The 13,379-nt window shown below is 45.9% G+C and carries 12 protein-coding genes; 7 read left to right on the forward strand and 5 right to left on the reverse strand.

All coding sequences use genetic code 11. The annotated features are described in order from the left end of the window. The first annotated feature begins 80 nt into the window (after positions 1-80). From arcA to BTR1S_RS01935, 5 genes are all read left to right on the forward strand, one after another. Entirely contained in the window at positions 81-1,316 is a 1,236-nt protein-coding gene (arcA, locus tag BTR1S_RS01915) for an arginine deiminase (protein ID WP_006639631.1), read from the forward strand. Positions 1,317-1,344: 28 nt separating this feature from the next. Beyond that, on the forward strand, positions 1,345-2,352 hold the full coding sequence (gene argF, locus BTR1S_RS01920) for an ornithine carbamoyltransferase (protein ID WP_006639632.1): 1,008 nt from the start codon (positions 1,345-1,347) through the stop codon (positions 2,350-2,352). Positions 2,353-2,408: 56 nt separating this feature from the next. Continuing rightward, the gene (gene arcD, locus BTR1S_RS01925) at positions 2,409-3,818 is read left to right on the forward strand and encodes an arginine-ornithine antiporter (protein WP_006639633.1); all 1,410 of its coding nucleotides are present in this window, start codon (positions 2,409-2,411) and stop codon (positions 3,816-3,818) included. Between the two features lie 30 nt (positions 3,819-3,848). Further along, positions 3,849-4,799: a carbamate kinase gene (arcC, locus tag BTR1S_RS01930; protein ID WP_006639634.1), complete on the forward strand. Its 951-nt coding sequence runs from the start codon at positions 3,849-3,851 to the stop codon at positions 4,797-4,799. Positions 4,800-4,917: 118 nt separating this feature from the next. Beyond that, a complete protein-coding gene (locus BTR1S_RS01935; RefSeq protein WP_006639635.1) occupies positions 4,918-5,595 on the forward strand; it encodes a Crp/Fnr family transcriptional regulator in 678 nt (225 codons plus the stop codon). Between the two features lie 66 nt (positions 5,596-5,661). Here BTR1S_RS01935 and BTR1S_RS01940 read toward each other — a convergent pair whose 3' ends face one another. From BTR1S_RS01940 to BTR1S_RS01960, 5 genes are all read right to left on the reverse strand, one after another. Further along, positions 5,662-7,098 (reverse strand): glycoside hydrolase family 1 protein, encoded by a 1,437-nt coding sequence (locus BTR1S_RS01940; protein ID WP_006639636.1) that lies wholly within the window; start codon positions 7,096-7,098, stop codon positions 5,662-5,664. A 36-nt stretch (positions 7,099-7,134) separates the two neighbouring features. Then, complete coding sequence (locus BTR1S_RS01945; RefSeq protein WP_034326814.1) at positions 7,135-8,445, reverse strand: PTS sugar transporter subunit IIC; 1,311 nt, start codon at positions 8,443-8,445, stop codon at positions 7,135-7,137. A 204-nt stretch (positions 8,446-8,649) separates the two neighbouring features. Further along, positions 8,650-9,387: an ABC transporter permease gene (locus tag BTR1S_RS01950; protein WP_081723765.1), complete on the reverse strand. Its 738-nt coding sequence runs from the start codon at positions 9,385-9,387 to the stop codon at positions 8,650-8,652. A gap of 11 nt (positions 9,388-9,398) precedes the next feature. Then, on the reverse strand, positions 9,399-10,157 hold the full coding sequence (locus BTR1S_RS01955) for an ABC transporter permease (RefSeq protein ID WP_006639639.1): 759 nt from the start codon (positions 10,155-10,157) through the stop codon (positions 9,399-9,401). After that, positions 10,154-11,068 (reverse strand): ABC transporter ATP-binding protein, encoded by a 915-nt coding sequence (locus BTR1S_RS01960; protein WP_029419723.1) that lies wholly within the window; start codon positions 11,066-11,068, stop codon positions 10,154-10,156. The genes BTR1S_RS01955 and BTR1S_RS01960 overlap by 4 nt, the downstream gene beginning before the upstream one ends. Before the next feature lie 189 nt (positions 11,069-11,257). On the opposite strand from BTR1S_RS01960, the gene BTR1S_RS01965 reads away from it, so the two are divergent. Together BTR1S_RS01965 and BTR1S_RS01970 are read left to right on the forward strand one after the other, a co-directional pair. Next, positions 11,258-11,980, forward strand: a complete 723-nt coding sequence (locus BTR1S_RS01965) for a response regulator transcription factor (protein ID WP_006639641.1) — start codon at positions 11,258-11,260, stop codon at positions 11,978-11,980. Beyond that, complete coding sequence (locus tag BTR1S_RS01970; protein WP_029419724.1) at positions 11,977-13,374, forward strand: sensor histidine kinase; 1,398 nt, start codon at positions 11,977-11,979, stop codon at positions 13,372-13,374. The genes BTR1S_RS01965 and BTR1S_RS01970 overlap by 4 nt, the downstream gene beginning before the upstream one ends. Positions 13,375-13,379: the final 5 nt, after the last annotated feature.

The raw sequence follows: 13,379 nt of genomic DNA on the forward strand, positions 1-13,379 counted from the left end.
TTAGCGCTCTCACAGCGCTTCTTCTCCCGCTGCTTTAAGCTGAACATGTAGTAAAAAAGAGCTTAGGAGGCGGGATGATCATGACGACACCGATACACGTTTACTCAGAAATCGGCAATCTGAAAACCGTCATGCTGAAGCGGCCCGGGCGGGAATTGGAAAATCTCACACCCGAGTATCTTGGACGGCTTCTGTTTGACGATATTCCTTATTTGACAGCCGTTCAACAGGAACATGACCAATTTGCAGAAGCACTAAAACAACAAGGAGTGGAGGTTCTTTATTTAGAGCAGCTGACAGCCGAAGCACTGGAGGACGCAGCCGTCCGCAAGCAGTTTATCAGCGATCTTTTGTCTGAAAGCAAAGCAGACATACACGGGGCTTATGAGAAATTAAACGAATACTTACTTTCGATGGATACCAGTTCAATGATCGAACATGTCATGAGCGGCATTCGAAAAAATGAATTGGAAAAAGGGACGCGCACCAACTTGCATGAGTTGATGGAGGATCCTTATCCATTCTATCTCGATCCAATGCCAAACCTTTATTTCACAAGAGACCCGGCAGCCGCAATCGGCAACGGACTAACCATCAATAGAATGAAGGAACCAGCCCGCCGGAGAGAGTCGCTGTTTATGCGCTATATCGTGCAGCACCATCCGCGATTTAAAGGCCTGGATATTCCGATCTGGCTTGATCGCGATTCCAGCTTCAATATCGAAGGCGGAGACGAGCTTGTACTTAATGAGGAAACGGTGGCAATCGGCGTCTCAGAACGTACGTCCGCCCAGGCAATTGAACGCCTCGGCCGAAATTTATTGAAACGCCAAAACCAAATTCGCCGGGTACTGGCCGTAGAAATTCCAAAAACCAGAGCCTTTATGCACTTAGATACTGTATTTACGATGGTTGACCGCGATCAATTCACGATCCATCCGGCAATTCAAGGTCCTGAAGGAGACATGCGGATCTTTATCCTTGAACGAGGAGAAACCGATGAAGACATTCATATTACTGAAGAGCACAATCTGCTTGAGGTCCTGAAAAAAACGCTCGGCCTTTCAGATGTGAACCTGATTTTCTGCGGAGACGGAGATGAAATCGCTTCAGCCCGCGAACAGTGGAACGACGGCTCCAATACCCTCGCCATCGCTCCAGGTGTTGTGGTCACTTATGACCGAAATTACATTTCCAACGCCTGCTTGAGAGCGCAGGGCATCAAAGTCATCGAAATCCCGAGCGGAGAGCTTTCAAGAGGACGCGGAGGCCCGCGCTGCATGAGCATGCCGCTTTACCGTGAAGATATCAAATAGCCGTTTTAGAAAAAGGAGAGAGAACAAAATGGAGAAAACAATCGATTTAAAAGGCAGAAGCTATTTAGCCGAAAAAGACTTTTCAGAAGAGGAAATCCTTTATTTGCTCGATCTTGCCCAAGAATTAAAAGACAAAAAAGCACAAGGCATCAAACATCGCTATTTAGAAGGCAAAAACATCGCCTTGTTATTTGAGAAACCGTCAACCAGAACGCGCTGTGCCTTCACAACGGCCTGCATCGACCTCGGCGCCCATCCTGAGTACCTTGGCAAAGACGATATTCAGCTCGGCAAAAAAGAATCGATCGAAGATACGGCAAAAGTTCTCGGCCGGATGTTTGACGGTATTGAATTCCGCGGTTTTGAACATGAAAAAGTTCTGTCGCTGGCCGAACATTCAGGCGTACCGGTATGGAACGGCTTAACCGATTTATGGCATCCAACACAAATGCTTGCCGACTTCATGACAATCAAGGAGCACACAGGACGTGTGAAAGGCATCAAACTGACCTATATCGGCGACGGCCGGAACAATGTTGCCAACAGCCTGCTCATCGGCGGAGCGAAAGTCGGCATGGATGTCAGAATCTGCTCGCCTGAAGACCTTTTCCCTGATCAAGAAATCGTGGAAATGGCAGAGGCTTTCGCAAAAGAATCCGGAGGAAAGGTGACCGTAACAAGCGATACAGATAAAGCGGTCTCAGGAGCTGACGCGCTGTATACAGATGTCTGGGTGTCCATGGGTGAAGAAGACAAATTTGCTGAACGCATTAAATTGCTGAAACCTTATCAAGTCAATATGGATCTGGTCAAGAAAACCGGAAATGACGAGGTCATCTTCCTTCACTGTCTGCCAGCTTTCCACGATCTCCATACAACATACGGACAAAATGTATATAAAGAGCACGGCCTCAAAGAGATGGAAGTAACAGATGAAGTCTTCCGCAGCAAACATTCTAAAGTATTTGATGAAGCGGAAAACCGCATGCACACGATTAAAGCAGTCATGGCGGCGACACTGGGCGAGCTTGACTGACGGAAAAAGGGAGCCTTTCTCCCTTTTCCACCCTTAAACCGAATGAGGTGACCAAAATGGCGGAAGAAAAAAAACTGGGTCTGTTTGCGCTCATAGCGCTTGTCATAGGATCGATGATCGGCGGCGGGGCATTCAACCTCGCAAGCGACATGGCTTCCGGAGCCGGGGCCGGAGCGATTTTGATCGGCTGGGTCATTACCGGAATCGGCATGATCGCCCTGGCTTTCTCTTTTCAAAATCTCACGACGAAAAGGCCTGATTTAGACGGCGGCATTTTTACGTATGCACGGGAAGGATTCGGTCATTTCATGGGCTTTAACAGCGGCTGGGGATACTGGTTCGCAGCCCTGCTCGGAAACGTCGCATACGGGACGCTGCTGTTCAGCTCAGTCGGATATTTCATCCCCGCGTTTGGAAACGGGCAAAATATCGCATCTATTATCGGGGCGAGCGTGATTCTTTGGATCGTACACTTCTTGATTCTGCGGGGAGTCCAATCCGCTGCCATGATTAACTTAATTACGACCATTTCAAAACTGGTGCCGATTTTTGCATTTATCGTCGCCATCATCTTTGTTTTTCATCTTGATTTATTTACTCAGGATTTTTGGGGGAAAGGGCTTTCGCTCGGGTCAATCGGGGCGCAGGTCAAGAGCACGATGCTTGTCACCGTTTGGGTGTTTACAGGTATTGAAGGCGCCGTGCTTTTTTCAAGCAGGGCCAAAAAATCGAGCGATGTCGGTAAAGCCACCGTTATCGGTCTGATCAGCGTGCTTGCGATTTATGTGATGATTACCATGCTCTCTCTCGGCGTGATGAATCAGGAAAACCTGGCCGGCCTTCCAAACCCTTCAATGGCCGCGATCATGGAGCATATCGTCGGCAAATGGGGCGCTGTCCTGATCAACTTGGGATTAATTATTTCTGTATTGGGCGCCTGGCTGGCATGGACATTATTCGCCGGGGAACTGCCGCTGATTGCCGCGCGGGAAGGAGTCTTTCCAAAGTGGTTCGGAAAAGTAAATAAAAACGGCGCGCCTTCAAACGCGCTCACATTGACAAACGCCATTATCCAGCTGTTTCTGCTGACGTTTATCATCTCAGATGCGGCTTACCAATTCGCTTTTTCCTTGGCATCTTCAGCAATCTTAATCCCGTATTTATTTTCCGGACTTTATCAGCTCAAATACAGCTGGATTCACAAGGAGCCTGACCGGTTCAAAAACGTGGTCATCGGGATCATCGCAAGCATTTACGGTATTTGGCTTGTGTATGCTGCCGGTCTTGACTACCTGCTGTTGACGATGATTTTATATGCGCCTGGCATTCTCGTATTCCGGGCTGTCCGGAAAGGTAAAAAAGAAGGTTCGGTATTCAACAGGGCAGAGCTTGTCATAGCCGCCATCATCCTGGTCTTGGCTGTCGTTGCCATTGTGAAACTGGCATCAGGAGGCATTTCCATTTAACAAACTTCACTGAATCAGAGGTGTTTTACTATGAAAAAAAGAAAAATCGTTGTCGCACTAGGCGGGAACGCGATTCAAACCGGAGACCCAAGCGCGGAAGCACAGCAGCGGGCCTTGAAAGAAACAGCCGCATATTTGGCTGATATGATCGACAGCGGCACCGAATTAATTATTACACATGGAAACGGCCCGCAAGTCGGGAACCTGATGATTCAGCAAAAAGAAGCTGATTCTCCAAAAACGCCGGCAATGCCGCTTGAAACCTGTGTATCCATGACACAAGGAATGATCGGCTACTGGATGCAAAACGCCATCGATGAAGCGCTCCAGGCGAAAGGAAAGGACAAGCATGCGGCAACTATCATTACCCGTGTCGCCGTCCGCAGCGATGATGAAGCATTCCGCAATCCGACGAAGCCGATCGGACCATTTTACAGTGAACAGGAAGCAAAAGAGCTGATGAACAGCCAAAATGGAGACATCGTCTTTAAAGAAGATGCAGGAAGAGGCTGGCGCCGCGTTGTACCGTCTCCGACGCCGGTATCCATCCTTGAGCATGATGTTATCAATGATTTGGTTGAAAAAGGCCATATCGTCATCGCAGCCGGCGGAGGAGGCGTTCCTATCGTCGAAGACACTCAATCTATATGCGGGATCGATGCCGTGATTGACAAAGATTTTGCCGCTTGTAAATTAGCCGAACTGGTGCAAGCGACCGAACTGATTATTTTAACCGGAGTCGATAATGTCGCCATCGATTATTTAAAACCGACTGAACGGGCGCTTAAACACGTCACCACCCAAGAACTGAAAACGTATATAAAAGAAAACCAATTTGCAGAAGGGAGCATGCTGCCAAAAGTAAAAGCAGCCATCCAGTTTGCCGAAGCCAATAAAGGAAACAAAGCGGTGATTACCTCCCTCCAATTAGCCAAGGAAGCCCTGGAAGGCAAAGCCGGCACCATCGTCGAGCAGGCGTAAACGGCAGAAGGAAGGGCTCGGAAAAGGGTTCTTCCTTTTGTATATCGCCAAAAACAAGTAAAATTTAAAATATATAAGCCACAATCAAAAGTAAAATAGATAAGGGTGGTCGTATCATATGAAAAACAAAGACATCTTACATCATCTGAAAAAATTTTCTCTATTCGCTTCCCTGAATAAAAAGGAACTGGAAAATATCAAACAGTTCATCTATTGGCGCACGTATCATAAAGGCCAGATTTTATTTATGGAAGATGACCCCCGGGAACGAATGTATCTTCTCCTTGACGGCTTTATTAAACTCGAAAAAACCAATGCAACGGGATCAATGTTTTATACCGACTACGTACGCCCCCATACGCTCTTTCCATTCGGCGGCTTGTTTCGCGATGAACACTATCATTATTCCGCCGAAGCCTTGACAGATATTGAACTCTACTATATTCCCATGAACATATTTGAAGATCTCGTAAGGGAAAATAAATCACTGCTTTTTGATGTTCTCAATCAATTATCCGATATACTCGCCCTTCATGAAGAAAGGCTCAAACGAATTACACTCTCCCATGCACACGAACGGGTAACCCAAGCCATCTATTACCTGACTGAAAGCCTCGGCCAAAAAGAAAGAAATTCAACCATCATCAGCTGCCCGATCACAGCGGCTGAAATCGCCAAAATCTCCGGCACTTCCCGGGAAACCGTCAGCGCCGTCATGAAAAAGCTCCGCTGCGAGGGCGTCATCAGCCAGATGAACAAACAGATCATGATCAACCGGCCGGAGTATTTTATGTAATGATTTCAGCCCTGCCAAAATCATCCCGTTTACAACCGGGATGATTCCCCCGCCGCCGTCTGGCTTTTATTTATACGTGAATTCATCTGTTTCAAACTGTCTGTTTTCGATGATGTTCCGATAGAAATCAGCCGATTTTTTCAGCACGCGATTACGGTTTTCCTCCAATTGAATCTCGACAAGGCCGTAGCGGTTTTTAAAGGCGTTCATCGGAGAGACGTTGTCTGTAAACGCCCACAGCATATAGCCTTTGCAGTTTGAGCCGGCGGCGATCGCTTTCATCGCTTCTGCCAAGTGTGAAGAAATAAAAGCGATTCTGTAGTCGTCCTGAATGATTCCCTCTTCATTTTTAAAACGTTCTTCCTGTTCTACTCCCATACCGTTTTCAGCAATCAGCCATCCGATATTGCCGTATTCATTTTTGAGCCTCATCCCCATATCATACACAATGCGCGGATAGATCTCCCAGCCCCTGTACGGATTCATCTTTCGGCCGGGAAGCTGAAAATGTTCGTAATAATAAGCCGGGTGAAAAGGCGTCGATTCATTCCATTGTCTTGACGGCGCTTTCACTCTTTGGGGATGATACAGATTGATCCCGACAAAGTCGACTGTGTGCTTCCTGATGATGTCCAGCTCCTCTTTATCATGGTCGAAAAGGATGTCGTGCTTGATCAAAAGCTCCATTAATTCATCAGGATAGACGCCTTTAATGCTGGGATCCAAAAATACCCTGTTGAAAAACAAATCATAAATGAAGGCGGCCTGTTGATCGTGAGGCGCGCTTGATCTCGCATACGCGACCTCCTGATTCAAAATGACGCCTATTTTTGCATCTTCTCTATAGACATGCTTCCCGGCTTGAAAAAGCTTGATAACACGCGCCGTCGCCAGTGCTTTATTAAAATTCCACTGCATCCATTTTTTCGTGTTTTGCTCATATGGATAACGAAGCGCATCAAGGTATATGCGCGTCTGCGGAACAATCGGTTCATTAAAGGTAAACCAATATTTCACCCGGTCTCCGTACCGTTCAAATGCTTTTTCCGCATATGCCGCAAATAAGTCGATCACATCTTTCGAACCCCACCCGCCGTACTTCTCAAATAAAACAGCGGGAATTTCATAATGTTCAAGGCAAATCATCGGTTCTACCCCGCATCTGATCAGCTCATTGATGACGTCGTCGAGATAGCCTGCGTACACTTCGTCAACCTCTGCTGTTTCATAGTCCAGCAAAAAACGGGACCAGTTGATGGACGTGCGGTAATGGGTCAACCCGATTTCTTTCATATATTGTATATCTTCTTTGTAGCGGTTATAAAAGTCGGTGGCGACCGCCGGCCCGTATCCTTCATGCCATACATGAGGATCATTCTTGTACCACATATCCAAATAAGAGTCCTGCGACGGCCGCTTTCCGTCCCATCCCTCCGTCTGCCAGGCGGACGCAGCGGCGCCCAAAATAAAGCCGCCGGGAATTTTCCACGTTTGCTTGTTCATTTCGATGGCCTCCTTCTTTGTTTTGAAAGTAAGGTATTATACGGAAACATTTTTTTCAGAACTAATGCTGTAGCTGCGATTCAAAAGAATCACAAACGGAAGGTAAATGATGACGGACACGATGATACAAACGATTTGCGTCAGGACGGCGCCGAGGCTGCCGCCTGTCGAAAGCCAGGCATTGATAATCGGCGGTGTCGTCCAGGGCACCATGACAACGGCTTTTCCCGCAAAGCCGGTCACCGTCGCAATATAGCCGATCGTCCCCGTTACTAGCGGCGTCAAAATAAACGGAATCGCCATTAACGGATTCAGCATGACAGGGACTCCAAAAATCACCGGTTCATTGATATTAAAAACACTAGGGCCAAACGAAATCTTTGTGATGCTGCGCATATCCTCCCGTTTTCCCGCAATCAAAATCGCGATCAACAAACCGATGGTAACGCCTGAGCCGCCGATGCTCATATACACATCCCAGAACGGCATCGTAATAATATTGGGAATCGATTCTCCCGCTGAATATGCATTCATATTGACGGTGATGGAAGCCAGCAGCAAAGGCTCCCTTATCGGCTTCACCATTTGGTTGCCGTGGATGCCGATCACCCAGAAAAACTGCGCGACAAACACTAAAAGCAGGATGCCGGGAAGACCTTGAACGGCGCCTTCCAGCGGTTTTTGCACGATATTGTACACGGCTTCATGCAGATAGACACCTGTCAGCTTATGAAAAGCAAACCCGAAGCTGGCGATGATGGTAATGGTAATAATGGATGGAAATAAGGAGCCGAATGATACGGCGACATTGGCCGGCACGCTATCCGGCATTTTAATATTAAGCCGGTCCGAGTTTACAAGCTTGCTGAAAATTTCAACGGAAACAATTGAAATAAACATACCTAAAAACAATGATTTCGGGTCCGTAAATTCCTTAGCGAGAACGTTGACCACTTCCTGCATGGAACCGTTGACTTCCAGCAGCACTGTCGAAGGAATGACGGAGATATAAGACATTAATGCCATGACACCCGGAAAAAACGAATCATACCCGTTTAATTTCCCCAATTCTATTCCAATCAAAAACACCGCACCGATCGTGATAAAATTCAATGTGGCATAATTGATGGACGCCATGATCGGCTCCAATGAAGCCAAAAACCTAAAAGGTTGAAAGCTTGCTAGACCCGTTTCAGGACTCATCACCATATTCTGCATCAAAACCGCAAACGCTCCGGCAATGATGACCGGCATCAATGTGACAAACGCCGATTTAATGGCCATGATATACTTGAAGCTTGTAATTTTATAGGCTATCTGTTCAAAGGCCTGCGTCACTTTCGTCATCTTACTCACGTGTTCTCTCCCCCTTTTTATATTTATATGTTTTCACCTTATATTGAAAACGCTTTCTTTTGGGTGCATATTTTTTCCTTAGGGAGAGGAAATTTTTAAATTGACATCTCGGCTTCTCACCGGCTTGGACCGGCCTTCAGCATAAAAAAGAATCAAAGCCTTACATGCTCTGATTCTCTCTTTTCTGCGATCTTCCTACACCATATCCCGTCTTGAAAAGCTCCTGATCCCCCATACCGTAAGCACTGTACCCAAAACCATCAATATACTATAAAAGAGCGGATATGAATCAATTGGCGACTCATCAGGAGGAGACATCCCCAGCATGGGAAGAGTCCAAGGATAGATTTGACCTAACGGTGTATTTGCGGCAAGTATGGACGGCAGGGTAAAACCTATGCTGACCGCCAGCGGTAGACCGAATGTTTGATGCCTGACGGAAATGATCAACTGCAGCACGATAAGCGGAAGGCAGGCAATTGAACCCTGAACAACGTATCCTAAAACCGCAAAAAAAGGCAGATCTCCTTTCAGCCCATTAAGGAATCCGAATACAATAAAGAGTGTATATAAATTGCCCATTGTCACGGCAACCATCATCACAACCACGGCGGCTTTTGCAAAGAAAACCCGAGACCTCAAAACCGGAAGGGCCAGCAATTGCTTCCATCCCCCGCCCGCATGTTCGCCTCTGCACACAAATGCAGCATAAATGCCTACAAGAATCGGCAGCACAAAAGAACCCATAAATACGGCCACCTGTGTCCAGGCTTCGACCCACTCGTTGTCACCTGGCTGTACAAATTGTTTATAATTGTTCCGAAAGTTCGTGTAAGCCAATAAGACGCTGATAAAAGGAGCCGATACATACAATACCCACATGTTCGAACGCTTTAATTTCAACCTTTCAGCAGCTAATAAATTTTTCAGCATGATACATCCTCCTACAGCACGTCCCGCTTTTTAAAATGAAAGGCGCCAATGATCAATAGCAGCATTCCGACAAAAACATTCGCCACAATAAAAACCGGTAAATCCGGATTGATTCCCAGCCCGTCATATTGCAAGATGACGGTCGATGACTGGCTCGGATAAGCGAGCGGAAGCCACCGCGTCGCCGTTCCGGCTGCCAAAAACAGACCGACGATTGAACTGACCGTACCAATAAGAATCGAAAATGCCTGGTTTTTATATGTGATCGACAGCCATAATTGCAATGACATGATCGGCATAGCCGTAAGCAGCATGACATAACTGTCCCCGATTAAAAGCCCCCATGGTACCGGTCCTTCAAATCCCAGCGCCTTTCCCAGTGCGACCATGCCAATTACAAAGATAGTTGCGGTTACAAGCAAACTATTAAACAGCCATATAAATTTACTAAAGTAAATCTTTATTCTTGAAACCGGCAAAACCAGCGTTTGCTTCCACGAATTTGTCTGATGCTCTGTATTGGCAATGATTGAAGCCATAATCGTTACGGCTAAAGGAAAACCGAGCCCGAACAGCATGCTGTTGTCAAAAAGCAGATACTGCCACATGGAGGAAGCCTTGAACATGTCGGCTTGCTTTTGGACATACTCTCCCCGATAAGTGATATTCAACCATTCGTATGCCAGAACAACGAGGGGAACTAAAACAATAACGACAAACAAAGATGAGCGCTTGAGTTTTAATCCATCACCGTGCAGGACTTGTTTCATAAACTCTCCTCCGCACCTGTCAGTTCCAGAAAAATGTCTTCTAAAGAGCGTTTAACTTCCTCTAAACGGTAAACAGAGATCCCCGACTTGACCAGCATGCCGTTGATTTCTGAAACAAGCTCGGGCGATGTTTCGCTGACCCACAAGCTTCCTTCCTGAAGTACAGCACGCCAGCCCCGGTTTTGAATCATGGATTGGGCTTCATGGATCTGATCGGCTCCTATCTTCAGGAGAGGTTTTTGTTTTTTCCTCAACGCTTCGATATTATCTTGAAACATCAGCTTTCCATTCATAATAATCCCCACTTGTGTCGCCATCTGGTCGATCTCGCTCAATAAATGACTGGATACAAGAACGGTCATGCCATATTGATGCGGCAACTCCTTGATCAACTCCCGAATTTCATGAATACCGGCAGGATCAAGTCCATTCGTCGGCTCATCCAACACCAAGAGATCGGGCTTACTCAACAAAGCAGCAGCGATCCCCAACCTTTGCTTCATGCCCAGAGAGTACTCTTTTGCTAATCGATCAGCTACTTTTGTCAGCCGGACGATCTTCAACACTTCCGCGATCCGCGTCTCAGGCAAATCGCGAATCCTGCGAATCACCTCAAGATTTTCTCTTCCGGTTAAATGTCCGTAATAAGATGGAGATTCAACCAAGGAACCGACTCTTTGCAGGATTTGCAAACGGTTTGTGCGGATGTCTTGGCCAAATAGCTCAATAACTCCGTCTGTAGGCTTGACCAATCCTAGTAACATTCGAATCGTTGTCGTTTTTCCGGCACCATTCGGTCCTAAAAATCCGTAAATCTGCCCTTTTTCAATTTTCATCTCAAGTCCGCTGACCGATGTATGCTTTCCGAATTTTTTTGTTATATTTTTTGTTGCCACAATATGTTGCGCCACTATTTCTCACCTCCCCCTCATCATAGGACGCTTTATCTAAATGCGCCTTAAACGTTTCCTGAACAATAGTTAAATAATGTTTTCTCAATTTTCAGAAATCTAAACATCCTTTAAATTCCGATCCTTCCCGCTCTTTTCATATACTTCATCAGGTAAAATGAAGACGTATCACGATGGAGGTCATAAACCATGGATCAATCTTATAATTGCTATAAAGTGTTAATCGTTGATGATGACCGGCACATTTTAGATCTGTTAAACGTTGTGTTTGAAAACGAAGGGTTCTCTGCTGTCTTAAATGCCAAGAACGGAGAGGAAGCAGTCGATCTTGTCAAACATCAAAAGCCGGATATCATCCTGCTCGATGTCATGCTTCCGGATTCAGACGGATTCACCATTTGCAATCAACTTCGTCAATTTACAAATACACCCGTTCTTTTTCTTACAGCAAAAACGGCTGATTTAGATAAACTGCAAGGGTTCAGCTATGGAGGAGACGATTACATTACCAAACCTTTCAACCCTCTTGAAGTCGTGGCCCGCGTAAAAGCCCAGCTGAAACGATTGAAACGTTTTACCGCGGTTTCATCCGGACCGTCTTATGATTTTGGAGATTTTCAAGTTGATGAACCATCTGGGAAGCTGATTGTTGATGGAGTAAGGGTGGAATGCCCGGCCCAGGAGTTCAGACTTTTATTGTATTTTTGCAACCACCCCAACCAAATCGTAAGCAAGCAAAAGATTTACAGAGACGTTTGGGGAGAATTTTACAATGGCGACAGCACGGTCATGGTTCATGTACGCCGGCTTCGGGAAAAGATTGAAAAAGACCCGGGCCGTCCAAAATGGATTAAAACGGTAAGGGGCTTCGGCTATATTTTCGAGTATCTTCCAACAGGTGAAGAGCAGTGAAGTTAAAACAACGGATTGCTTTTCACTTCTTCTCCCGAACCATTCTATTGATCGTCATTTGTATCGTTTTATTCTTATTCAGCATATTGTTTTTCGATTTTTTTCTAAACGATAAAAAGCCTCATCGCTCACCGCTTTCTTTATCCAGTGTCGTTCGTCAAACCACTTTGACAGACAGGAACATCTCTGTTGATGAAGATATGACCGCTCATTTGAAGAAAAATCATATGTGGCTGCAGATTCTTGACGAAAACGGGAACGAGCTTTATTCATACAACAAGCCAAGCCATTTTCCCAAACATTATATTCCCGGTGAGCTTGTCTCAGATTATCTTTACCCTGCTAAAAAGGGTTTCCATCTGTCAACATGGTTTGATACGAAAGACAGCCAGACATTGACGTGGATTTTGGGTGAACCCTTTCAATCTGACAACCCGTTTCTATATTGGACAAACCAGCTGTGGATCCTTTCGATCATCATAATGGGGATGGCGGTTGCGCTGTACTTCGGAAAGCAGCTTGGCGCACCTTTGCTTTATATCGTGTCATGGATTGAAAATCTCTCCATAGGCAGATATGCAGAGCCGGCATCTTCTTCCTTTATCCCAAAGAAAAAGAAAAAACCCGGATATCGGTTATATCAGGAACTAATGAATGCAATGAGCAATCTTACGCTGATCCTTCAGAAAAACAAAACAGAAAGCGAGCAGCTGGAAAGAACGCGGGAGGAATGGATGACAGGCGTTTCCCATGACTTAAAGACACCGCTGTCAGTCATTAAAGGATATACCATTCTTTTATCATCTGAAAAACATGAATGGAACCATGAAAAAGTACGGGATTTTGCCAACATCATGAACGAGCGGGTAGAGTATATGGAAGAATTAATAGAAGAGTTCAACCTTACGTTCCGCTTAAAAAATGACGCTCTTCCGATCAAAAAAGAAAAAACCGACATTGTCGGCTTGCTTAGAAAAACCTTAGAACATTTGAAAAGCCTGCCTGAATCACAAGAAAAGACTTTCCAGTTCCAGACAAATCAAAGCGGGATTTTCGCTGATATAGACGAAACATACATGCAGCGGGCCTTGGAAAACTTGCTAGCCAACAGCATCAAACATAATCCTGATGGTACAGCGATTACAGTATCCGTTTTACAAGACGGCCCTATATCAATTCTTATAGAAGATAACGGCATCGGCATGGAAAAAGAAACAATGGCGCATTTATTTGACCGCTACTACAGGGGAACCGATGCCTCAAGCGACACCTCGGGAACCGGTTTAGGCATGGCGATTGCAAAACAGATCATTGTTGCCCATGGAGGACATATCGAAATGTTCAGCGAACCGGGGCGCGGGACGCGGATGAAGGTGGTGCTTCAAACAAGGTAAGATCC

The organism is Bacillus sonorensis NBRC 101234 = KCTC 13918, assembly GCF_001592005.1.
Lineage (GTDB): Bacteria > Bacillota > Bacilli > Bacillales > Bacillaceae > Bacillus > Bacillus sonorensis.